The sequence below is a fragment of the Chitinophaga jiangningensis genome (genome assembly GCF_900142605.1).
GTDB lineage: Bacteria > Bacteroidota > Bacteroidia > Chitinophagales > Chitinophagaceae > Chitinophaga > Chitinophaga jiangningensis.
In genome coordinates this window covers 508,729-533,830 of the sequence record NZ_FRBL01000006.1, presented here as the reverse complement: position 1 = coordinate 533,830, position 25,102 = coordinate 508,729, and the positions used below count along the sequence as shown (strand labels likewise).

Genomic DNA, 25,102 nt, shown 5'->3' with positions numbered 1-25,102 from the left:
TAGACGCCGGAATATTATCCCATGTCCCAAACATGAAGAACCTATACGCTTCCAATCGTCCAGACTATTTCAAACTACTGCCCCGCCTGGTGGTAATGCTGTTCATTTTTCTTCCCGGAATAAGCCATGCACAAGTATTCACCGCAAGTTCTACCTGTGTAAACGACAGTGTTTATTTCTCCATGACCAACGGCACCGGCGTAGATTCCGTGAAATGGTACTTCGGCGATCCCGGCAGTGGTAATATGGACTCCTCAGCGTATAGAAGGGCCTGGCATATTTATCGCGCCACAGGCACCTACAACGTTACCCTCGTGGCCTACTGTGCAGGCGTGCCCACCACCACCCAGCAACCTATTACCATCGTAACACCGGTGATATACGACTTCGGACCGCAGGACGTCACCCTTTGTGAAGGCGGAAGTATGCTGATAGCTGGGCCGGTGATTCCCGGTGCTAACTATCTGTGGCAGGATAGTTCCACACAATCCTCCATAGTGGCAGATACCAGTGCTACCTATAAACTGAAGATAGACGGGTGCCTCATCCCCGACTCAGTCAATATCTTTTTTACACCGATACCCGAAATAGACCTGGGCCCCGACCTGGTGTTATGCACGAATGAAAATATCCAGCTGGATGCCACCGCACAAAACTGCACCTATGTTTGGAGTACAGGCAGTACAGAACCCACACTGGATGTGCGTACCAGCGGCACCTACTCCGTAACGGTATTTCCGGAAGGATGCCCATCGATGTTCTTCCAGAAAACCGTCACTTTCACGGGACCTGAATATCCCTTTTCCCTGGGGGCTGATACGTTATTATGTCCGGGAGAATCAGTGACGCTCGCGCCTAATGTGCCCGAGGCCACCAGCTGGCTCTGGAGCAATGGCGCCACCACCCCATCCGTTACCGTTCAGGGAGAAGGACCGGTATGGGCACTCGTTGAAATTAATCATACCTGTAGCGTTGTGGACACCATATTACTGGATTACAACCGCTTACGTCAGATTAACCTGGGGAACGACACTACCATCTGCAAAGGAAATTTCCTGGTGCTCACCGCCGATTTTGGCAATGGCGTTTATACCTGGCAGGATAATTCAGACCAGGCCACCTATTATGTGACCAAACCCGGCAGCTACTATGTACATGCTAAAATTGGCCGCTGCGAATCCTGGGATACAATTTCAGTAACCTTTACGGATACACTACGGGCTAACCTGGGTATGGATACGATTTTATGCCGGGGCGAAGCCTATACCCTCTATCCTCGCGGTGCAGGGGCTAATTATAAGTGGCAGGACAGTACCAGCGTTCCTTTCTATACTGTTACCAGGGCAGGTTTGTACAGCGTATCCGGCTATAACGAATGTGGCCGGACGGTGGATTCCGTGGTGGTAAACTATAAAGAATGCAGCTGTACCATGTATTTCCCCAATGCGTTTACCCCCAATGGCGATGGGCGCAATGATTATTTCAGGCCGGTGTACAAGTGCCCGGTGAACCAGTTCCAGATGAGTATTTATAATCGCTGGGGAGAAAGGATATTTTATACCACTGATCCGCAAGTGGGCTGGAGAGGGACTTTCCAGGGGGAACCCGTGCAGATGGCCACCTATGTATATATCGTAGATTATGTGGATGGCAACTCCCTGACGCCGGTACATATGACCGGCGCCGTTAGTGTGGTATATTAATTTCCGCTGTGAAAATTGTGGAATTTCGCAATAAAAGCCGCAGTTTCTCTCTTTTTGAAGGCCACATCCCATGAGCCGGCATAGGTTACCAGCGCCGGAATCAGGAGGTCGTTTACCTTCGTCATCTGCACATTCATTTGTACGTTGAAGTCGAACAGCATGGTTTTATACGACAATGCGTACTTCCTTCCCACGATCTCAAAATTGTCTTTATTAAACCAGGTAATCAGTTCATCGATCACGATTTCCGCTTTATCGAGGCGGCTGAGCCCAGGTTTTGCTTTGGCCGTGAAAACGTAGCAGGGAATGCCGTTTACATAGTTTTCTGATTTTATGGAGAAGTCGTAGTAGCGCATTACGTCGCTACTAAAGATGGCTACTTTGTTACCTACGACAGGTACGCCGCGAACGGGTTTTCCGGGGTTGAATATCAGTTGTTTAAGCTGTGCCTTATGCTTGGCCAGTGAGCCATTGGAGCGCTCCGGCGCATTCCCGTTTTCATCCACGCATACGGTACCGGTGGTAAAAAACAGGTTAGCATAAAGTTCTGCGGTGTAGTATTTATAGTTCCCTTTGCGGTCGTAGAAGTCGCCCGTTACTTTTTCCTCCTCCACTTTCATGCTGCGGCAGCGGCCTTTCATTTCCTGCGTGGTAGTACTTTTGAGGGATGCCTGTACCTGTCCTTTTTTATCGTATATGCGGATATCGTTATCGCCGTTGAAGCCAACGATACGGAGGTTTTTGAAGGCTCTGTAGAAGGTGGTATCGTCTTCTACCCGTTTGATAAAGCTGTTGACATCGAAGCCGATTTTTTGTGCGGCCACGGTTACTTCGTCCAGGTTGATGGTCATGCCACGGTAGTGGGCGGTGTCCTGGGCTTTGAGGGTAAGCATGCAGTTGCATGCTATAACGGTGACGGCTATACTTTTCAGATATTTGGACATGCTGCAATTTAAGGAAATGCAGCAAGTAACAAAGAGAAAGCTGGCAAAAGCGCTTTACGGGCGCTTTTACCAGCTTTTGTTTTCAGGCATTGGGGAGATGTTAGTGCCTGTTATTAATATCAGCCAGGTAATTTACCGGCAACATACATTTGTTCAAGCGTTGGCTGAGCAGCGCCACCTTTGTTTTCGAGGGTGACTGCGAACATCTGTACTTTGTCGGTTACCTTCATTTTCTGCAGCAGCTTGGCGGTATCGCCCATTTCAAACACGCCCATATCTACTGGCTTACCATCTACGATAGCCCAGAGTTGGTATTGTTTGTCGGCCGCAGGTTCAGGCAGGTTATTTACCTTCAGGTATACCTGTTTGTTTTGTGTGTTCCAGAATACGGTAGCTACCGCATCAGGTTTGAGTTTGGTGCCTGGCATGTTCACTTTGAGCACGGCAGGATCTTCCATTACATTGAGAGTTTGTTCCAGTTCATCGAGTCGGGCTCTGTACTTGTCGTTGGTAGACTGGATGGAATTCTGGGAGAGCACGAGTGCCTGGTATTTGTCTTTGTATTCACGGAAGTCTTTCCACTTTTTATAGTAGAAAAAGTTCATGATGACACTGCCGATGAGCAGCACAAAAGCTGCTGCGGCAACGACTTTCCAGGAGAGGCGTTTTTCTTGGATCAGTGTTTCTTCCATTAGGGTCGCTTTGGGACGCTCCGGCATGTTGGAGGACAGAACAGTTTGCTCCGTGTCGGTAGCTTCGAGGTTATTGATTTGGTTTAGTAAGCTGGCTTTGATGGCATTATCAGGTGGGAGGACCTGTGCCGCGACATAGTATTCGAGGGATTTCCTGTACTCTTCCACAGCGGCCAATACTTCCGGGTACTGTATTATGGCGGCTTCTACCTCCCGAACTTCCGGTTCGGTGGCCATACCTGCAACATACAGTTCAATGATGCCGGACGATATGACTTTTTGTGCGTCCACTAATGTTTCTTTTTAGATTACTTGTCGATATTTTTTACAATTTGTTTCAGCTGGTTGAGGGCTGTGCGCATACGTGTTTTGACTGTGCCGAGCGGAATATCCAGCACGCGGGCAATTTCTTCCTGGGTACAGCCTTTATAGTACGCTAAATCAATCAGGTTTCGTTGGTCTTTGCTCAGGTGTTCGAGCATTTTGGAGAAGCCGAGGTGGTCTACCTGCATGTGCACCACCAGGGGCTCGTTTTTAACATGTACGTCGTCCGTGATATTCTGGATTTTCTGGTCCAGCTTATGTGATTTAGAGCGGAGTACATCGATGGCGGTATTGCGGCAGATGTTCAGCATCCAGGTGAAGAGGCGACCTCGTTCTTCATCGTACTGGTCAATATTTTTCCAGATTTTGAGGAATACATCCTGGAGTACATCACCGGCGGATGCGCGGTCGTTCAGCACTTTGACCACTACGCCATATAAAGTGGCCGAGTACTGGTCATAGAGATAGCTGAATATTTTCTGGTTACGGCTACGTAAGCCATCGACCAGTTCCTGCTCGGTATATGTTGAAGGCGAGTCCAAAAAAATGGATATAGTTATTACTGTGAATAAAAATGAAATAATGCACACGCACGTAGATCAGGTCCTGATCAGTCAACTGGGTTGTGAATAACAAAAGTGAAGTATCTTATAATGGTGTAACGCGGGGTTGTATTATTAAAGCAATATACGCATTTCTTTGAACTTTCAAAATCTTAGGGATTCAATTCTGCCACCTGGTATATTTCGGCCTGGCCTGGAGCGCCAGTGGAGCCGGTGGGTTCCAGGGTTACTACCAATGTTTGGGGGGCGGTGGATGGTTTCAGGTGTTGTATTTTGCCATTGGAAGCGGGTGTGATCGTGAGGATCCCTGCATCTGCTGGCTTGCCACCGGTGATGGTCCGGAGATGATACTGTTTACCTTCCGGCGGTATGGGGAGTCGCCAGTTGATGAGGTATACTTCGTGGGATACGGTGTTCCAGCCGATGGTAACGGCACCGTCCGGGTGGGTATTGTAGCCGCTTGCCTTTACCCAGATGACGTTGGGATCTTTAATCAGCTTTTTGTCTTCTTCGCTTTCCTGGAGGCTGGCGGTTTGATTGGATTCCAGCTCTTTGTCGTCCGTGATTTGCTTTTGTGCCGCAATGAGTTTTTCGTAGCGGGCTTTATAATCATTGGTGTCGGTGGCAAAAAAGAAGTTAACGCCTACGCTGATGGCGAAGACAATAATAGCAGCTGCCGCGATGAACTTCCATCGGCGCTCTTTCTTTTTAGCGGCCGTGGGTGTCATTTTCACCACTGGTGTGGAGGCGGGTGATTGGGGTACCGGATTGTTTAGTCTGAGTTCCTGGGGAAGAATCAGTTCACCTTCGGGTGTACTTTCATTGCGGATGATGAGCATCAGCCTTGCTTTGATTTCCGGTGGCGGTGTAACTGCATAACATTTCACAAATTCTTCTTTCTGAAACTGCAGGTCTTCTACAATTTCTTTTACTTCAGGGTATTGCAGGGCGATTGCTTCCACTTCCGCGACTTCATCTTCCGGAAGCAGGCCATATACGTAACTTTCCAGGACACCTGATGATATGTAATGGTTTATGTCCACGTAGATTACAATTGTTGTTTTAAAAGACCTCTTAATTGCATTATAGCGTTGCGCATCCGGGTTTTCACGGTGCCAAGCGGTATATCAAGTGCTTTGGATATTTCCTCCTGTGTGCAGCCTTTGTAGTATGCCAGATCAATAATGGTACGTTGTTCCTTCTGTAGTCGTTCAACTGCTTTGCTAAGGCCCAGGTGATCTACCTGCAGATAAACGGCGAGCTGTGGTTCATTGAGGAGCGCGAGGTTATCTACATCGGTGATTTTCTGGTCGAGTTTATAGGCTTTGGATCTGAGGCTGTCGATAGCTGTATTCCTGGCGATGTTTAACATCCAGGTAAAGAGGCGGCCCTTAGTAGCGTCGTATTTATCGATACTTCGCCAGATCTTCACAAATACTTCCTGCAGCACATCGCCGGCAGTAGTTTCATCTGCAATGACCTTAAGGGCCACACCATATAATGCGGGGGAGTAATGGTCGTACAAATAACTGAAAATCTTTTCGTTCCTCGCTTGGAGGCCCTGAACGAGTTCAGCTTCCGTGTATGTAGATGCAGCGGCCAAAAGGATATGGATGTTAAACTTTGATGGATGTGGATGTTATGTCCAAAATAACGGCTTTATTTTACATTACAAAATAATTTCCTATTTAGGAAATGACATTCTGTAATCTACTCTCACCTTTCCTTTGGTAATATCATCCAGTTTGCTTTTTAACATTCTGCGTTTCAATGGTTTCAGGTGATCGATGAACAGGATACCATCAATATGGTCGTATTCGTGCTGGATCACGCGGGCGGTAACGCCGGTGAATGTTTTTTCCTGTGGCTGGAAGTTTTCGTCTACATAGCGGAGGGTAACAGTGGTAGGTCTGTCCACATCTTCCCTTACTTTAGGGATGCTGAGGCAACCTTCGTTATAAGGCCATTCTTTACCACCAGTTTCCACGATATGTGCGTTGATAAATACTTCTTTGATTCCCTCATCGCCCGGATAGTCGTTCTTTTCATCGTCTTCCAGATTATCGATAATCTGTTTGCTGTCCACCACAAAGAGGCGGATGGATTTATTAATCTGAGGGGCGGCAATACCAACGCCATTGGAAGCGTACATGGTTTGCCACATGTTAGCGATCAATTCCTTTAACTCGGGATAATCCGGGGTAATATCTTCCGCAACCTTTCTCAGTACCGGATGTCCGTAAGCTACTATTGGCAATATCATGATTGTTGTGACTTGGTTTAAAATGCGAATTTAATTGTTTTTTCGGGGAAACCTTCCTGTACCAGTGGGTTTGCATCCATTCAGCTGCCACCTTCGGTGTCAGGGAGGCCGCGCGGCGAATTCTTTCGCGCAGAGCCTTATTTACTTTAAGGCGCCTTCGGCGCCGGTAGAGCGACCTGTTTTCACGCAAAGCAGCAAAGCAGGTAAGCAGCAAAGGCTTGTGTTTTGTTGTTTGGCTTCTGTTTTATTGTTTGTGCAAACATAGAAGCAGCAAAGGCCCACCTTTTGTTGTTTGGTGTGGAGATGTAAAGGCTACAGTCGCTGCAGGTACTCCTGCAGGATGATTGTAGCGCTGATTTCGTCCACCAGGGCTTTATTCTGACGGTCCTTTTTCTTCAGACCGCTGTCGATCATACTTTGGAAGGCCATTTTGGAAGTAAAGCGCTCATCTATTTTCACGATAGGGAGATCCGGGAAATTTTTTTGAAGAATGCGGATGCACTCTGTAACCAGTGCGGTGGCATCGGTTGCATTACCATCCAGATTCTTTGGCTCTCCGATTACGATCTGCTCTACCTGCTCTGTGGCAAAATATTTTTTCAGGAATGGGATCAGCTCATGGGTCCCCACCGTGGTGAGGCCACTGGCAATCAGTTTCAGCGGATCTGTAACGGCTAAACCTGTACGCTTTTTCCCATAGTCTATGGCCATTATACGCGGCATATTCTCTTATCTTTTAATTAAGCCAGCACGAGCATATCGGCAATGGCGAAAACGGCAAATACCACGCTGGCAATACCGTTAGTGGTCATAAACATAATATTGATGCGGCTGAGGTCATGTGGTTTTACCAGCATATGCTGTGAAACCAGCATAATCATGAACACGGCTGCACCGATCCAGTACAGCCAGTGAAAATGGCCGTAAATGCCGATGGTGATCACCAGTCCTGCTGCAATTACATGCAATACCTCGGAAAAATGCAGGGCTCCGCGGAGGCCCAGCCAGGCCGGGATGGAGTTCAGGTGCTGACTTTTATCAAAATCCTCATCCTGCAGGGAGTAGATAATATCGAAACCGGATACCCAGCAGAGCACGAGGCAGGAAACCAGTACCGGCAATAAGGCAAACTGGCCTGTTACAGCCAGGTAGGCGCCGATTGGCGCGAGGGACAGCCCCACACCCAAAACCATATGGCATAATGCCGTGAAACGCTTGGTATAGCTATAGCCCAATACTACCAGCAATGCTACCGGCGACAGGAAAAAGCAGATGGGATTGATAAACCAGGTAGTAGCCACAAATAATACGCAATTGGCGATGATAAAGGCCATTGCATTCTTTTTGGAGATGATCCCGGCAGGGATTTCCCTTTTGGCAGTGCGCGGGTTTAGTTTGTCGATATCTACATCCAGCCAGCGGTTAAACGCCATGGCTGCGCTGCGGGCAAACACCATACAAAGGATCACCAAGCCGAAGGTAAGCCAGTTAAAAGCCCCTCCGCCGATGGTTACCGCCATACAATACCCGATCAGTGCAAAGGGCATGGCAAAGATGGTGTGCGCAAACTTTACCAGCGACAGATATTTATTAATAGTCGTATACATATACAAATAAAATAATTTAATGGTTATTTCTGAGCTTCACAAAGATATCCCAAACAACAATACCGGTAGTCACGGAAATGTTGAGGGAGTGTTTCATGCCCAGCTGGGGAATTTCGATGCAGCCGTCCACCACCTTCATCACCTCCCCGTCTACCCCGCTTACTTCATTCCCAAAAACCAGTGCCAGTGGTTGACCTGTGGGAGGAGTAAATTTATCAAGTGCCAAGCTGTTGACTGCCTGTTCGATAGCCATCACTTGGTAGCCCGCGTCCCGGAGGCTGATAACAGCTTCCATGGTAGTGGAGGCATATTGCCATTCCACGGTTTCGGTGGCCCCCAGGGCTGTTTTATGAATATCCCGGTGCGGGGGAACCGGTGTATAGCCGCAAAGGATAATCCCCTGGATCAGAAATGCGTCGGCTGTACGAAAAACGGAGCCTACATTGTGCATACTCCGGATGTTATCCAGCACCAATACGATGGGCGTTTTATCGGCGGCTTTAAATTCCTCCACCGTTTTGCGGCCCAGTTCATCCATACTTAGTTTTCTCATTACCTGCAAAGATAACATGATGGGTTGAGTTTTATATATTTGCGCCATGGCAAAAAGCAAATCGGCAGAAACCCCGCTTATGCAACAGCACAATGCCATCAAGGAAAAATACCCTGATGCTGTGCTCCTGTTCCGCGTGGGTGACTTTTACGAAACATTCAACGAAGACGCGGTGATAGCCGCACAAGTGCTTGGCATTGTATTGACCAAAAGGGCAAACGGCTCTTCCAATGGCGACCTTGCAGGGTTCCCGCACCATGCGCTGGACACCTACCTTCATAAACTGGTAAAAGCCGGCTACCGTGTAGCCGTGTGCGACCAGCTGGAAGACCCTAAAACTGCTAAAGGCATTGTAAAACGTGGCGTAACCGAATTGGTAACACCCGGTGTAGCCGTGAACGATAAAATACTGGAAAACTCCAGCAACAACTTCCTGGCAGCCGTACACTTCGGCGGCGACGTTACCGGGGTATCCTTTCTGGATATCTCTACCGGGGAGTTTTTTGTGGCAGAAGGCAGTATCGAATATGTGGATAAACTCCTCCAGAGCTTCCGCCCTGCAGAAGTACTCTTTGCCCGCCAGCAACAAAAAAACTTTAAAGCCACCTTCGGTACCCGGTTTTATACCTATACGCTGGAAGAATGGATTTTTACCACTACCTACGCAGAAGAAATCCTGCTAAAGCAATTCCAGACGCATTCCCTGAAAGGTTTTGGCGTGGAAAGCATGCCTGCGGCCATTGTGGCTGCCGGTGCCACCCTGCACTACCTGAAAGATACCGAGCACCCAAACCTTCAGCATATTACCCGCATGCAGCGCATCAACCAGGAGGACTTCCTGTGGATGGACCGCTTTACCGTGCGTAACCTGGAACTGCTCAACAGCAGTGTGGAAAACGGTCATACCCTGCTTAAAACGCTGGACAACACCGTAACCCCAATGGGTGCCCGCCTGCTCAAACGCTGGCTCGTATTCCCGCTCCGGCATAAGGACCGGATTAATGAGCGACTGGATACGGTGGAATACCTCATCAAAGAAACCGACCTGGCCAATGGCTTGCGGCAGCACCTGCAACAAACCGGCGACCTGGAGCGGCTGGTATCTAAAATACCCCTGAAGAAAATCAATCCCAGGGAAGTAATGCAGCTGGCGAGAGCGCTGCAACAGGTAGAGGCGGTTAAAGCGGTATTAGGCAGCAACACCAACGACTACCTCCAACGCCTCAACGAAAAGCTGGATGTATGTGCCCCAATCATGAACCGCATCCTCAACGAGATGATGGAAACCCCACCGGTGCTCGTCAACAAGGGCGGCGTGATCAAAGATGGTGTAAATGCTGAACTGGATGAACTGCGTGGCATTGCTACCAAGGGCAAAGATTACCTGTTGCAGATTCAGCAGAAAGAATCCGAAGCAACGGGTATACCGAGCTTAAAGATTGCATTCAACAACGTTTTCGGTTACTATCTCGAAGTAACTAACACGCATAAAAATAAAGTACCCGCTACCTGGATACGGAAGCAAACACTCGCCAATGCAGAGCGATACATTACACCGGAGCTGAAGGAATATGAAGAAAAGATTGTAGGTGCGGAAGATAAAATTCTGGCGCTGGAAACCCGCCTGTTTGATGAGCTGCTGGCAGCACTGCAACCTTTTATAGAGCCTATTCAGCAGGATGCGCACATTTTTGCGCGGCTCGACTGCCTGCTATGCTTTGCGCACAATGCCGTACAATATAAATACCGCCGCCCGGAAATCAATGATGGCTTTGACCTCAGGATTACAGAAGGGCGCCATCCGGTGATAGAACGGGGCCTCCCTCCGGGCGAATCTTACGTCTCCAATGATATTACCCTGGATAAAGAAGCGCAGCAGATTATCATTCTTACGGGACCGAACATGAGCGGTAAATCCGCGCTGCTCCGGCAAACAGCGCTGATCACCCTGATGGCGCACATGGGTAGCTTTGTGCCGGCCACCCGTGCAGAAATTGGTTTGACAGATAAAATCTTTACCCGTGTAGGCGCATCTGATAACCTCAGTGGAGGTGAATCAACCTTCATGGTGGAGATGAATGAAACGGCGAGCATCATCAACAGCATTACGCCAAGAAGCCTGGTGATACTGGATGAGATTGGTCGTGGTACCAGCACCTACGATGGTATTTCCATTGCCTGGAGCATTGTGGAATACCTGCATGATATGAGTGGGCACCAGCCTAAAACGCTGTTTGCGACGCACTATCATGAACTGAATGAGCTGGAAAACAAGCATGCCCGTGTAAAGAATTTCCATATTACGAATATGGAAAGCGGCAACAAGATTATTTTCCTGCGCAAGCTGGCACCGGGAGGAAGCAGGCATAGCTTTGGTATCCACGTGGCTAAGATGGCCGGGATGCCGCCGGAACTGATTAACCGTGCCAACGAAGTGCTGGCACAGCTGGAGGAAAAGCATATCGATGGCGCGTTGCAGCAGCAGGTAAAAAATCTCTCCACCCCAACACAAAAACTGCAGTTAAATATTTTTGACGCGCATAGTGATACGTTTCAGGGGATACGGGAGAAGCTGGAGCGGGTGGATATTAACCGGCTTACGCCGGTAGAGGCTTTGCTGAAGCTGAGTGAGATCAAAGAAATGATTGGATAATTATAAATCCGGTTTTTAGGGGATGCCTTCGGCATCCCCTAAAAACCGGCGTAAGCGGTGCCGCCGGCACCGCTTACGCCGGATAAAATAAAAAAGAAAGCCTCCGCAATGCGGAGGCTTTTCTTTTTTCACTCTTTACTGTACTATCTAATCATCACAAATGATTACTTATTGCATATCCCACCATACGCGGCCGGTGTACTGATTTACGTCTGTACCGTATTCACCGGTTTTCTGCATTTCAGTAATTGCGTCACGCCAGTTCTGGGTTTGCTCAACCACAGTAGGCTGAGGCAGTGCCCAACGGCGAGGGATGGTGGCAGTAGAACCGTTGGAAACCATTGGTTCGAAGGCCAGCAGGCTGCTGCCTACTTTAGGCACACCGGTACGTTTCCATGAACCCCATGCTTCCCAAGGAGATTTGAAGTGGTTCAGGTACATCTGGATCTGGATTTTCTCCAGGTCAGTAGCCTGATCACCGGTCAGCTGAATTTTTGGATTATTTACATACGCATTAACTGCGTCCTGATTCAGTTCAGCGTAGTTCTGTATAAAACAGATACGACCCATATCATCATAAGCAGCGATGGAAGCTTTGATACCGTTGTTATACCAGGTAGCCGCATCCTGTCCGGTGATGATACCGCGTACAGCCAGTTCCGCAATCATGAAGCATTGCTCCGCATAAGTGAGGATTGGCTGGGTATATTGACCGGGAGAAGCGATACTTTCAGCACCAGTTGCGAACATACGGCGTTGCAGTGATGAGATGGTATCGATTCTTCTTTTGATGATGGTGTCTTTGCCATTTACGGTAAACTTCATTTCGTAGTTACGAACGGTGAAGTAGTTGGCATAGCTAGCATCGTTACGTTTATCAGGAGAGGCAGGTAAACCTACATAACGTACATCATTATACGTAGCAGAAGGAGAAAATACGCCACCTGCTTTCAGACTGTCGAATGCTTCTTTGGTATAACCATTTTTCTCGAAGAACAGATTCAGACGAGGGTCTCCATTGCTCTGCATGAAGTCCAGGATATTTTTGGAAGCCACCAGTGATACGCTACCGGTCATTTCCCAGTTACCAGCCTGTGCAAATGCATTGGCACCGGAAACAAATTTCCATTCCTCGGCATTGCTGGCGAATAAGCCAGCCGGGCTGGACATTACTTCCTGGATAATAGCAGTTGCTTTTGATGCATTTCTTTTCATCAGGCGCATTGCTAATTTCATACGCAATACGTTTGCAGCTTTTGCCCAATTGGCCACTGCACCTTTATAGAAAATATCGAAAGACTGTGCACCCTGCTGATTAGGCAGTTTGCTGTTGAATGCGGTAATAGCAGCTTTCAACTCTCCGTCCCAGATATCAAACAGTTGTTCCTGTGTATCATAAGTTGGAGTGAAGGTACCGCCGTAGCGTGCACCGAATGCCTTCGTATAAGGAATGCTGCCATTGGCATCGGATACTCTCCAGGCGGCATATACTTTCATTACGCGGGCAATAGCACCTACTTCAGCGAAGTTGGCTCTGGTTGCTTCCGGCATTCTGGCGATTACGGTGTCGATATCTACCAGGTTCGGACCAATATTTTTGTAGAAAGCCGAGTAGAAGTCGTTGGTATTGGAAGGATTGAACAGACGGCCTACAGTGGAACCAGGAGCTGGCACACCAAATTGCAGCCACTGCATCTGGTACTGATAGCAGTCGTAGAACCAGTCGAAGTCGCGATCTACAATGCTTTTACCTGGCAAGGTGAGCAGCAGCTCAGGAGAAGTGGTTGGACTCACCTGAGGGTTTTGGTTAATATCCTCAAATCCTTTTGTACAGGAAGCCAGAGACAGGCCTAACATTGCCGCTCCAAGTCCCAGTTTATATATTGATTTCATAATGATCATGTTTGTTATTTACTTCAAAATTAGAATCCGATCTGAATGGTAGCGCCGAAGTTGCGAATGAACGGAACGGCACCGTATTCAGAGAAGGCATAGGTAGCGTTGTTACGTACTGCTTCCGGATTGATGTGAAGTGGCAGATTATTGAACAGGTAACCCAGGTTGCGGCCTACGAGGGAGATGCGGAGGCTCTGCATTTTCCAGCGGTTTACCAGTTCAGTAGGCAGAGAGTAACCGATGTTAACCTCGCGGAGCGCTACATAGGAAGCATCAAAAACAGATGCCTCACGGATACCGACACCCCAGTCACCGATCATGCCATAATACTGGAATGGGCTGAGTGGTTGTACATAACCTTTATTATATGCTTCCTGGTAGCTCATACCACCGATATTCAGTTCCTGACCATTTACATTCACGGTAGTACCATCAGCCAGCACGCCATTTGGAATCATACCGTCGTTTCTCTTAGCGCCGGTGTTATCTGTCCATTCAAGGCCACCATGTGCAGCATCACGACCAGCTTCAGTATTAGCAGTAGTACCACGGCCAGTACCGTATTGGTGAGAAGCAGAGAAGAAGTCGCCACCGATACGTGCCTGAACGAGGATACCGAGTGACCAGTTTTTGTAAGTAAAGTTATTGGAGAGACCCAGATTCCAGTCAGGCTGGATGTTACCGATTACTGCATAACCACGTTGGTATTGTGCAGGGAAGTCGGCACCGGCAGGGTTCAGGTTGATGATTGGCTGACCAGCGCCGTTACGGGTATAACCGTAGTTGGTTACCAGGTCACCGTAAGAACCGCCTACATTAGCTACTGCATTCACACCCTGATCTTCACCGAGGGTAAAAGTAGAAACGCCTTCTACCAGTTCCAGGATTTTGTTTTTGTTACGGCTGGCGTTCAGGGTTACATCCCAGGTGAAGTTGGTTTTCTGGATTGGCGTACCGTTGATGGCCAATTCCAGACCACGGTTCAGCATTCTGCCGGCGTTCACGAAACGGCTGGAAACACCACTTTCGTTAGTGGTTGCCAGCGGAATGATCTGGTTATTAACCACGGTACGGTACCAGGCAGCATCGATTCCCAGTCTGTTGTTCAGGAAGCGAACATTCGCACCAAACTCCCAGCTTTTGGAAATAGAAGGTTTCAGTGCCATGTTTGGCAACTGGCCATTAGGATAGAAAGTGATCAGTGGTAAAGAAGAACCACTGTTCATACCAGACCAGTTGGAAGAGTTATAGTAACCGGAGTTAATAGTGTATGGATCGGTATCACTACCTACCATTGCGAATGACCCGCGAAGTTTACCATAGGTAATCCAGGAAGGCATTACGTCTTTCAGTGTTTGGGTGAATTCCCAGGCGGTACTTACAGATGGGTAGAAGTAGCTGTTGGAAGTGTTACCCAGACTACCCTTAGGGTAGGTCAGTGCCGATGACCAGTCGTTACGGCCGGTTACATCAAGGAACAATTCGTTGTTGTAGCTGAAGCTGGCAGCGAAGAACGCAGAGTTGATACGTTTACGCAGCAGCGGAGCGTTGTTAAATTGTACTACACCGATGCTGTTGGTCAGGTCGTACATAAAAGGAATACGCAGACCATTGCTGGAGTAGTTGTTGTATTGTTTACCGATACCACTGTTCCAGGTTTCAGTTCCTAAAGTGAGGACAGAACCGTCGAAGCGTTTGCCGAGTTTAGGAGTGATCTGAGCGAGACCTGTGAAAGTGTACTGGGTTTTGTTAACACCTGCTTCACCATAGTAACCATCGGAACCGGTGAAGTTTGCGGATGTACCTACTTCTTTACGTTCATCAGCAGATGTTTCGTTGGAGAAGTTAGATTTCAGGATGAACTTCAGCCAGTCGGTAGCAGTAACGTTTACGGCTACGTTACCCATGAAGAGGTTTTCTCTGCGGGTCCAGCTGTTGTATGCCTGTTGGTACCAGTAGTCAGCACCGAGGTTGGTAGACAGGTTGGCACGGCCACCGTTAGGTCCGAGGTAGTTAGCTGGCTGGTTCCAGTAACCAGGATTGTAGTTACGTGGGAACACATACACCCATTTACGACCGATGTTGTAGCTGGTGTAGTCACCACCCTGACGATCCGGGTTCAGTGTTTTTGAGTTGGCATAGGTTACGCCCAGATCAGCGCTGATTACTTTAGAGATGGTCTGGGAACCTTTGAAGGAGATACTGTTTCTGCCGAAGCTATTGTTAGGAGAAACAGAGTTATTATCGAGGTGGGAGTAAGAGAGACGGAAAGTTCCTTTCTCGTTACCGCCTTCCATTGCAACGTTTGTGTTGAAATATTTACCGGTTTGGTAAAGGTCAGTTACGTTATCCGGCTGAGGAACGAATTTAGCGGTGGTACCGTTTTGCAGTAATACATCGCGGCCATCCATTACAGGACCGAAAGAATAGCCACCCATGGTATTGTCGTACACGCCGTCCATACCCTGACCGTAAGTATTCTGCAGGTCGATAGGACCACGGTATACTTTTTCCATCTGGGCAGTCTGGCTAACGTTAACGCCTATACCTTTTCTTGCAATACCTTTTTTGGTAGTAATGAGAATGGCACCGTTGATAGCGCGGGAACCGTAAAGGGCTGTAGCAGCAGCGCCTTTCAGCACGGATACTGACTCATAGTCATCCGGGTTGAGGTTTTTGAGCACATTACCAAAGTTCACGTCGTTGGCGGTTACATCGTTTTCGAAGATCACACCGTCTACAACGAAGATTGGCTGGTCTTTACCGGTAAGGCTTTTGGCACCACGGAGTACGATACGTGGGGCGGCCTGCGGACCACCGGCAGCGCTGGAGATGTCCACACCGGCAACTTTACCCTGGAGGGCCGCAACCGGGTTTACCTGGTTAGATTTGGCGATGTCATTACCTTTCAGTTCGGTGATGGCGTAACCCAGTTTACGGGATTCGCGTTTCATACCCATGGCGGTAACAACTACCTCGTTTAAGTTTTTATTATCTTCTTTAAGCACGATGGAGAGTGTGCTTTGGTTACCCACGGATACTGCCTGAACAGCGTATCCAATATAGGATAACTCCAGGGTAGCATCAGGGTTCACCTGAATTTTAAAGGAACCGTCAGCGGCGGACATGGTGCCGTTGGAGGTGCCTTTTTCTTTCACTGTTACACCAGGCAACAGTGTTCCTTTTTCATCTTTTACGGTACCCGTAACAGCTTTTTTATTTTGCGCCAGTGCAGTAATAGCGCAGCATAAGAAAAGCAACGTGGCGAGAAGAAGTGATCTTCGCATAGCTTCCTTTTGGTTTAATTTATAACAAGTGAGTCAGTCACATAAGCATGATAAAACGGCTACTCATACAGGTAGTTGGCCATCCCTAAAGTGGATAGGTTCACAGTTAGCATTTTGGTTTCCGTTCCTCTAAAAAAATGTTTTTCGCGTGCCTAATCAGTTTCCGTGTTGTTACAGTCGCATGACATTTCCATTGTCTTATTTCTTCGCTTTACCGGGAGTTTGAGTAAATCGTTTTACTAAAACGTTTTAGCATAAACTCAATAAAAAAAACCTGTAAAGTGCCCGCTCACAAATTTTCAATTTCACTTACAAGTTTTAACGCGATATGCGAAAAAATAACGAACCAAACATAGGCATATTTACGAGATTGTCAAAAAAGAATTAACATTTTTTTTATTTTCTGTTAACGATTTGTTATCAGTGATAAAATAATATCTTATCCTAACAAAATAATATTATAGAGAATTTTGTGTAAAAAATACGTGATGGTTTGCCAAGGGCGGAGATTTTGGAGGATGCCCTGCCACCTTCGGTGGCAGGGGGGGGAACCGCGCTGCGTGCGGCGGGGGCTTAATAGCGGGTGTTGTTATAAAAAGGTTATTGCGACCATGGAAAATACCGAGATAGCCGGATGGCTGTAGCTAAACGGCAGAGAAAGGAAGCCAGGGAGGCTGCGCAATACGGCTTGATAGCCTGAGTTGTTAGGTGAATAGGTAATTACTCAGATGGAATGGACCGAGATGCGGGGGAAAACTGTGGTTAACACAAAGGAAACGGCAGCAGGCAGGCAACATTAACAGCATCAAACAAAAAAGGGCTGCGCAAGCGCAGCCCCCGGGGTCAAACCACTTATTAAGGCACAGTTTAATAGTTATAGTCGTTCCTGTAATATGTCACTCCCCTCTTATCAGCAGGTACCCAGAAGATCGGTGTAATGTAGTTGTCTTCTGCTTTTACCTTTGCATAGTTTTCTGCATTAGTTTGCAGTTCAGAGTTTGGATATCGGATTCTTTCCGCTACCGGCTTCATCACCTTGCCGCCAAATGTAAATGGCTCCAGCTTAGGATGACGTGTACGACGCAGTTCTGTAAATAGTTCGTAAGCACCAGGCAGATTCAGGTGAATATATTTCTGCTGCATCAGCACCTCCATTTTATCTTCCACAGTAGCAGCCGCCAGGAATTTTGCTTTCACAGTGGCAGCATAGAGTGCCACATCAGCAGGCGCAGGTGCTGCTGGATGGAGTACGCTGGTTTTCTCATAAGTACTGAGGTTATTCACCCAATACCAATAAGTAGTAGAATGTTTTACTGCATCTTCCATATGCTCAGCAGCTGTTTTACCAGTAGTTCCCAATCCTTTCAGCGCAATTTCCGCCAGCAGCAGATCTAGCTCAGCCAGCGTCATCCAGTTGCCCGGCTGCGTGTTACGATGATAGGTGGCGTGATTGTACATCGAATATGCGTTCTGCGCCAGGGAGCTATTGAGGTTATCGGCATAAGGATAGTAACGGTCGCCAGCCAGGTACCCTGGTTCCTGTGCATCTGTATTACCTGATACACCTCTGTAATCCTTAAACTTGGTAGGCATGGCTATTACCGGCAGGCGAGGATCATCAATACCCGGCTCATAGGCATTGGTACCGAAGTTCATACGTTTCAGGATGGTATTAGGTATAAAGGACGCAAAGGTATTTTCATACCAACCTCTCTCCCATGTTCCGCCTGACAAAGGATCGGCGACATGTGGCATTTGCCATACCAGATCAGCAGCCGGACGAGCTTTTGGCAATTCCTCCGCCAACACCTGCTTCGCCAGGGTTAGATTTACACCTGCAATTCTTACTGCATATTTTATACGCAGCATGCTGCAATACTGTACCCACAGGCTGATGTCGCCTTTTGCCGCAAAATCCTGACGAGTGAAATCACCTTTTGCAGATGACGAAAGCTGGTTGTACAGCACCGGTAATGTATCTCCAATATTTTTCAGTTCATTCAGCACAAACTCATATGTTTTTGCAGGATCATCATATTTAGGGAAAAATACACCAGATGTTCCCTGCCATGCATCCGTGAATGGAATGGCATTTACCAGGTCTATCAGTTTTAGCGCACCATAATCTCTCACGATGGTAGTTAACTTGATATACAACGCCCCTTCAATCTTCTCCTCACCAGAAACTGTTTTGTACATATTCAACATAGTACCATAGTTACGGGTATTTATGTAGAAGTTATTGAAGTAGTTCACGAGCCCTCCGTCACTGAAACCATTGCCGGTAACCAGGTCGTCATAAGTACTGTACCAGGTATAACGGGAAGTAACATAACGTTCTGCAATCTGTGCATATCCTGGAATACCTGTACCAGGGTTCATCTGGTAATACCATTCGCCGTAGTCCCCAACATACAGCTTCCAACCATAAAGGGTGGCGGTAAACATCCCCGGAAATTTCTGATCAGTTGGCGGGTTTGCTTTTTCCGGATCAGCAAATTGTTGTTCCAGTTCTTTCTGGCAAGACATGATTGACAAGGCCAGGCAAGCACTGATAATTATTTTAGAGAAATTGAATTTCATTTGTAGACAATTTTTCGGTTAGAAACTAACACTTAAACCAAGGCTATAGCTACGTACAGATGGGTAGAATGAATTCTCGATATACACATCTGAGCCCAGGGTAGACTCAGGGTCTACATTTGGCAAAGTTTTATACAGATAGAAGAGGTTACGTGCGGCAGCTGTTACCTTTACACCTTGCAGATGCAGTGGCTGCAGCCATTTGCGTGGAACGTCGTATGACAACGCCAGTTCACGCAGCTTGATGTAATCGTTTTTATATAATCTGTCTGGTCCCCAACCTGTGCTCAGGTCATTGATGTAAGTCTGGTAGTAAGCAGTAGCAGAAGTAATGATATCATTCTTTTCATATTTCACCGTGCCATTCGCATCCGTTACGGCTTTCACGCCATCGAGGATCATACCATCATGATACAGCCTGTTATCTTTAGCCTGTGCCGGAGCAGTAGCGCCATCGAATTTAACCGGTTTGTTGGTAGTTTTATCGATATAGTATGTTAATCCACCGTGCTCAGTATCTCTGTATGCCAGTGTGTTTTCAGTAACACCCAGCCCTGTGAGATAGTAGTTGGTATAGGAGAAGATACTGCCGCCGAATTTATAATCAATACCAATATGGAAGTTCAGACTTTTGTAGCGCAGGTCGGAGAAAATACCCCCGAGTACTTTGGATTGGGTGTTACCTACTGTTTTCATATCATTGCTAAGCTGATACAAACCGTTGGCGTTTACCACCTTGTTACCGTTTTCATCTTTCAGGTAGTCATACATTTTGATATCATTCACCGGGCGGCCTTCTTCAGCCACTACACGGAAGCCGGCATTACCACTGATTGGGTTTACCTTGATACCCGGGTAGAGCTTCAATACTTTGGAGCGTTGGGTAGCAGCTGTTACACCGAGTGTCCAGGTGAGATTGTTGGTCATAACAGGGAAGCCTTTCACCATCAGTTCATAACCCCAATTTTTCACATTACCGGCATTGATACGGATTTGTTCCGCACCTGTGGTGGCAGATAAGGTCACCGGCATGATCTGGTTATACACATTGTTGGTGTAGAAGGAGAAGTCGGCCTGCAAACGGCTTTTCTCAAAGAATCCTGCTTCAAAGCCCAGTTCGTACTCACGTTTACGTTCCGGACGGATCTGATTGGCAAACATGGCTTTTTGCACGCTGATAATTGATGCGTTATTATAGCCCACTATGCTTCCCATCTCATAATATTGGAAAGCAAAATAGTTATCGGCGGTACCCTTTCCAACGTCTGCCCAGCCAATGCGGAACTTACCATAATTCAACTTAGGAATGCGGAGATCTTTGGTAAAATCCCAGGTAAAGGACAGACTTGGATAATTGAAGTGATTCAATTCCGGAGCCAATGTGGAGTTCCAGTCGTTCCTGTTGGTAGCCTCCAGGAAGTAGCGGTCTTTCCAGGCGAACTGTAAGGATCCGAATACGCTGTATACTACCCGGCTTCCTCTGGTAGAAGTTCTGGCCTTATTAGCTGCGTCCAGGGAAGGGAAACTACTGCTGTTGTCAATGGAAAACCAGCCCGGGATGCGGAAGCCGCCTGTACTGCTGGCGAATACACTGTTATTATTATCCTGCTGGATGGCGCCACCAGCAAGGGCATACACATGCAGGTTATTATTTATAAAGTCATGGTTATAGGTAAAGTGCGACTGATACGTTTGAATGGTGTAGTTATTTCGTTTCAGACTATAGGTACCACCCTGAATTTTAGGATAGATTCTGGTTTCTTTTTCTTTCTTAACAAAGTCAGTATTCGTATAGTCGATACCGATAAGAGTCACCATACTGATATCATTTGTAAAGTTGAGGGTAACTTTAGCTGAGGAGATCAGGTGTGTTTTCTGGTCGGTGTTGAAGTTTTGATTCTGGTTCCACCAGAAGTCAAACATCTTTGATACCATAGTTGGCAAGCCCGCTGCATCGAGATCCGGGCGGTGGCCTGTGGAGTCGACATAGAAAGGACGGAGTTGATCGAAGTCGTATTCGCGGTTCATACCCCATGCTACCAGTCCATCAATGGAAGGCCGACGGTTATTAGATTTTACACTGAATAAGTTGGCGGTTACGTCAAACTGGGCAAACTTGCTTGCTTTCATGGAGCCGTTGAAACTGAAAGTATTTTGTTTTTGCCAGGAGTTTTCCAGGATATCATCGTAACCGTTGTTGGTATACGACAGGCGCATACTTCCTTTATCGTTGCTACCAGAGATGGCCACGTTGGTTCGGTTGGAGCTACCGTTCTGGAACAGGCTCATAAAGTTGTCCGGTACTGCGCTAAGGTTGCGGGTAGTGCCATCAAAATAAACTGCGGCAGCATTATCCAGTTTAGGACCGAAGCTGAAACGGCTTGGGTTAAAAGCCCTGGTTCTAACGCCATTGATTACTTTATAGGTAGTATCATAAATGGAGGTGCCGGAACCAAAATCATTCTGGAATTTAATGTAGTTCACAGGTTGTTCTATGCTACGTTGGTGCGATACCGTTACCCCGAAGCCTTTGGCATGGGCGCCGGATTTGGTGGTGATCATCATTACCCCGTTGGCTCCTTTTTCCCCGTAGAGGGCGGTGGCTTTAGCGCCTTTGAGGATATCGATGGATTCAATGTCATCCGGGTTAATATCGTTGATACCTGTACCATAGTCAACAGAGTGCAGAGGATCGTAATCGCGTGTAGCCATAGACGTATTTTCATCGCGGATTACGACACCGTCTACTACAAACAAGGGGCGGTTATTGGCGCCTTCGGTAAGGCTGGCAGCCCCGCGTACTTTAATATTAATCCCCCCCATCGGGCCGGAAGATCCGGCAATAACCCCAACACCGGCAGCCTTTCCGTACAGCGCCTGTACAGGGTTTAGGGTGGTACCGGCTACGGTGAGCTCATCTCCTTTTACGGTAGATACCGCGTAGCCGAGTGATTTACGACTTTGTTTGATACCCAGTGCCGTAACCACTACTTCACCGAGGCCTTTGGCATCTTCCTGTAATAAAATATCAACCGTAGGTTTAGCTGTAACATTTACTTCTGTTTTACCGTAGCCCACCATGGATACCTGGAGCACGGAGCCGCTTGGTACGGAGAGCGTAAATTTACCGGAAGCATCGGTGGTGGTACCTGTTTTGGTACCTTTTTGCAGAATTGTTACCCCTGGCAATGGGTTTCCTTTTGCATCGTGCACTACGCCGGAGATATTACGTTGATCCTGCGCAGAAACGATTTGGCTGCATACCGCCAAAAGGACCGCAAGTAAGGTTAGCGATCTTTTCATGGTTTACTGATTTAAGAGATAATTAGAAAGTGAACATATTCCGTTCAGCACCGGGCATAGCAGTGGCTGTCCGTTATTTTACTGTTGATAAAACCGGTTTAAAAAAATGTGATTGCAGTGATGTGATGGCATGAAAAGTCCTGCAGGCCATGCGGGCCTGAATAGTTGTTTATCGCCGGAAATCCTTGCTGGTACTTACTGGTAAGCAGTTACTCCGTTACATCGTGTGCAATAAGTGGTTGATAATAATTGCCTTTCTGTTTTAATTCATGCTAACTGTTAAGTGATTTTATAATTCACAGATTTTGAATATAATAGGTTGTACACTGGGTATAGCAGTGCCGCTCCGAAATTTTTCGCGGTGGAAAAACCGGCATAAAGCAATCATGCAGCGATGGAGTTATCACTTGCAAACATAAGTCTACATTGACTTTGATGCAGGTCATACCTTCAATTGTGTTTGTACTGTTGCTGAGATCAGGGAGATATTATAGCGTCACCTTTTTCCTAAAGCAAAGTTCACTTTCTCATCGTTTGCAAAAAACTGGTTGATAACTACGTACTCTATTAACTCATGTTAAGCAATTCGTTGGTATTGTATTTTCAGGATAAACGCTACACTTGGCTCTCTTACTTAACTCTTCGATTTTGGTCTGTCCTAGTTAATCGTTGCATTCGTTGTAAGGTCAAAATACAGCAGTAAAACGTTTTAGCTACTGTATCTAAAAAAAGAAAGCCGGATCTATCCTACTGCTTTCTAATATCAAACTTAGTTAAACTTTCCATGCAACACAAATATTTTGTTAAAATTTTTTTAAGATTTTTTTCGGGGTAAGATTGCGTAGAATTTACACTATGGCCCCCTGAAATAAAAAAGCGTAACAACAGTGAGGAATGCTGCTGTTACGCTTTCAATGGCTTTATCTATTAATTTTTGCTGATTGGTGTCCGTTTTGTTCCGCGTAGAGAGGTAAGGCCTCCCGTCTATCAAAACATAATCTCCTTCGCGATCTTCGCTAAGATCAATACATAATTGATTTTAGCGAAGATTGAAGTATAGATTTACCCGAATAGACGCCTGCGAGGCGTCTCTACACGAATTAATATGGCTGCTACCCTTTATACCGTAGCATTCAAACGGGCGCTGTTAAACCTCCTACGGCTTATCCCACCAAACCGGCGTGGTAAACAAATCCGCCCCCTGCGCTGCCACTGCTGCATTTATATTAGTAGCATTAGAGTTGTATTCCCCACGCGGGTAACGCAGCCGTCTCGGTATCTGCCCATTGGTTTCGTTATTCTTATAATTCACCGGCGTAAGCACAGGATAGCCTGTACGGCGCCAGTTGGCATATGCCTCGTATTCATTCAGCAATGTAGTGATGTAATACTGCTCGTTGATGGCCCGTAACTGTGCAGTGAGGCCACCTGCAAGCGCCGCGGACTGCGCAGTGGCATAAGTGGTAGCCGCTGCATCATTGTAAGCAATGGAAGAGGAATAAAGGGTGTATTGCCAGATACCTGCCTTCACCCCTTCTATAAAGTAAGTGGCAGGCGTACCGGTAGTCCAGCCGCGGGCGGCGGCTTCAGCCAGCATCAGCTGCACCTCACTGTAGGTAAGGAAAATATTAGGCGAGTTAGCCAGTACCAATACCTGCTTAGGCTGTGAGTAATGCGCGAGGTTGGCATCGTCCACGGAGGCAATGCCGTATACCGGATCCGACGTGTTGTCGTAACCGTTACGCAAGCCTTTTTGCAGTGCCGGCAAATCGGAACCACCCGGTGTAGAATCCGCCTTCGGTAATTCACTGATAATCTGCAAACGCGGATCACCCTTCGCTTTCAGCATATCAATGAAAGATTTGGAATATTTAATCGCCAGGTTATCCTTATTCGTTTGGCCGCGGGAGTTACCATAAGTGCCTATTACGTGGCTGTTGGGATTATCGTAATCTCCATCTACATGGCGAATGTAAAATACCTCCGACCTGTCCGTAAATACCCCGCCGGCAATGGCTTTTTGTACAATAGTGCGGGCCTGCGTCTGGTCCGACTTTTTACTTAACCGCATGCCTATACGAAGCATGAGGGAATAAGCCAGCTTTTTCCATTTGGTGACATCCCCCCGGTAGCCGGTAATATCCGCATCGCCGGGAGACGCCTTTGACGCATCCAGCATGCCCGCAGCTGTTTCCAGCTCGGCTGCCAGGCCGGCATAAATAGCAGATTGCTGATCGTAGGCAGGATAGAAGGTTAAATCTGTAAATCCTTTGCTGGCCTGACTGTAAGGCACATCCCCATATAAGTCGGTCAAACGCTGCAATATCACCACCCGCAGAATATGCGCAATCGCCGCATAGTTTACATTAGCAGGATCATTCTCCGTTTGCGTCATCATATCCGTGATGATCTTTAACCCGTTCGGATAAAAGGAGTTAAAGGCAGCACCGGAATAATCATCGTTATACAGGTATTTATCCCCTACGTATGTTAGGTTCAGCGAGGCAAAATGCTGTATCATCATACCACAGTAAATGATATTAGCACGCCAGGCCTCATATTCCCCGCCGGAGGTATAGATTAACCCTCTCGTTAGTTTAATGGAAGGCGGCACATTCGGCGCCGAGGTAGGATCTGTATTGATCTTTTCAAAATTCTTGGTACACGACACCATGCTCAGCATGGCTCCCAGGGCCAGCACCGACAGTGTTTTATATATGTTACGGATCAT

General features: G+C 47.3%; 16 protein-coding genes. 2 read left to right on the top strand and 14 right to left on the bottom strand.

Annotation, left to right across the window (positions count from 1 at the left end; all coding sequences use genetic code 11):
• Positions 1 to 32 precede the first annotated feature (32 nt).
• Positions 33 to 1,703 carry a T9SS type B sorting domain-containing protein gene (locus BUB18_RS17790; RefSeq protein ID WP_073083680.1) on the top strand — a complete coding sequence of 557 codons (1,671 nt, stop codon included), beginning with the start codon at positions 33 to 35 and terminating at the stop codon, positions 1,701 to 1,703.
• Here BUB18_RS17790 and BUB18_RS17785 read toward each other — a convergent pair.
• From BUB18_RS17785 to BUB18_RS17745, 9 genes are all read right to left on the bottom strand, one after another.
• Complete coding sequence (locus BUB18_RS17785; RefSeq protein ID WP_073083678.1) at positions 1,700 to 2,647, bottom strand: hypothetical protein; 948 nt, start codon at positions 2,645 to 2,647, stop codon at positions 1,700 to 1,702. The two genes, BUB18_RS17790 and BUB18_RS17785, sit on opposite strands and share 4 nt — an antisense overlap.
• Positions 2,648 to 2,766: 119 nt before the next feature.
• A complete protein-coding gene (locus BUB18_RS17780; RefSeq protein ID WP_073083676.1) occupies positions 2,767 to 3,630 on the bottom strand; it encodes an anti-sigma factor in 864 nt (287 codons plus the stop codon).
• Between the two features lie 17 nt (positions 3,631 to 3,647).
• A complete protein-coding gene (locus tag BUB18_RS17775; protein ID WP_073083674.1) occupies positions 3,648 to 4,205 on the bottom strand; it encodes an RNA polymerase sigma factor in 558 nt (185 codons plus the stop codon).
• Between the two features lie 173 nt (positions 4,206 to 4,378).
• The gene (locus BUB18_RS17770) at positions 4,379 to 5,269 is read right to left on the bottom strand and encodes an anti-sigma factor (protein ID WP_073083673.1); all 891 of its coding nucleotides are present in this window, start codon (positions 5,267 to 5,269) and stop codon (positions 4,379 to 4,381) included.
• A 5-nt stretch (positions 5,270 to 5,274) separates the two neighbouring features.
• The gene (locus BUB18_RS17765) at positions 5,275 to 5,829 is read right to left on the bottom strand and encodes an RNA polymerase sigma factor (RefSeq protein WP_073083671.1); all 555 of its coding nucleotides are present in this window, start codon (positions 5,827 to 5,829) and stop codon (positions 5,275 to 5,277) included.
• An 81-nt stretch (positions 5,830 to 5,910) separates the two neighbouring features.
• Positions 5,911 to 6,489 (bottom strand): peptide deformylase, encoded by a 579-nt coding sequence (gene def / locus BUB18_RS17760; protein WP_073083669.1) that lies wholly within the window; start codon positions 6,487 to 6,489, stop codon positions 5,911 to 5,913.
• Positions 6,490 to 6,801: 312 nt separating this feature from the next.
• Complete coding sequence (gene ruvX, locus BUB18_RS17755) at positions 6,802 to 7,212, bottom strand: Holliday junction resolvase RuvX (protein WP_073083667.1); 411 nt, start codon at positions 7,210 to 7,212, stop codon at positions 6,802 to 6,804.
• A gap of 17 nt (positions 7,213 to 7,229) precedes the next feature.
• A complete protein-coding gene (locus BUB18_RS17750) occupies positions 7,230 to 8,096 on the bottom strand; it encodes a UbiA-like polyprenyltransferase (protein ID WP_073083665.1) in 867 nt (288 codons plus the stop codon).
• 16 nt (positions 8,097 to 8,112) lie between these two features.
• Positions 8,113 to 8,649 (bottom strand): RNA methyltransferase, encoded by a 537-nt coding sequence (locus BUB18_RS17745; RefSeq protein ID WP_073083866.1) that lies wholly within the window; start codon positions 8,647 to 8,649, stop codon positions 8,113 to 8,115.
• Positions 8,650 to 8,695: 46 nt separating this feature from the next.
• On the opposite strand from BUB18_RS17745, the gene mutS reads away from it, so the two are divergent.
• Positions 8,696 to 11,302 carry a DNA mismatch repair protein MutS gene (mutS, locus tag BUB18_RS17740; protein WP_073083664.1) on the top strand — a complete coding sequence of 869 codons (2,607 nt, stop codon included), beginning with the start codon at positions 8,696 to 8,698 and terminating at the stop codon, positions 11,300 to 11,302.
• A gap of 168 nt (positions 11,303 to 11,470) precedes the next feature.
• On the opposite strand, the gene BUB18_RS17735 is transcribed toward mutS, so the two are convergent.
• The 5 genes from BUB18_RS17735 to BUB18_RS17715 form a co-directional block, all read right to left on the bottom strand.
• Positions 11,471 to 13,195 carry a SusD/RagB family nutrient-binding outer membrane lipoprotein gene (locus BUB18_RS17735; RefSeq protein ID WP_178372152.1) on the bottom strand — a complete coding sequence of 575 codons (1,725 nt, stop codon included), beginning with the start codon at positions 13,193 to 13,195 and terminating at the stop codon, positions 11,471 to 11,473.
• A 29-nt stretch (positions 13,196 to 13,224) separates the two neighbouring features.
• Positions 13,225 to 16,485 carry a SusC/RagA family TonB-linked outer membrane protein gene (locus BUB18_RS17730; RefSeq protein ID WP_073083661.1) on the bottom strand — a complete coding sequence of 1,087 codons (3,261 nt, stop codon included), beginning with the start codon at positions 16,483 to 16,485 and terminating at the stop codon, positions 13,225 to 13,227.
• Positions 16,486 to 17,352: 867 nt separating this feature from the next.
• On the bottom strand, positions 17,353 to 19,068 hold the full coding sequence (locus tag BUB18_RS17725; RefSeq protein WP_073083659.1) for a SusD/RagB family nutrient-binding outer membrane lipoprotein: 1,716 nt from the start codon (positions 19,066 to 19,068) through the stop codon (positions 17,353 to 17,355).
• Positions 19,069 to 19,086: 18 nt separating this feature from the next.
• Complete coding sequence (locus tag BUB18_RS17720; RefSeq protein ID WP_073083657.1) at positions 19,087 to 22,371, bottom strand: SusC/RagA family TonB-linked outer membrane protein; 3,285 nt, start codon at positions 22,369 to 22,371, stop codon at positions 19,087 to 19,089.
• 1,156 nt (positions 22,372 to 23,527) lie between these two features.
• Complete coding sequence (locus BUB18_RS17715; RefSeq protein ID WP_073083655.1) at positions 23,528 to 25,102, bottom strand: SusD/RagB family nutrient-binding outer membrane lipoprotein; 1,575 nt, start codon at positions 25,100 to 25,102, stop codon at positions 23,528 to 23,530.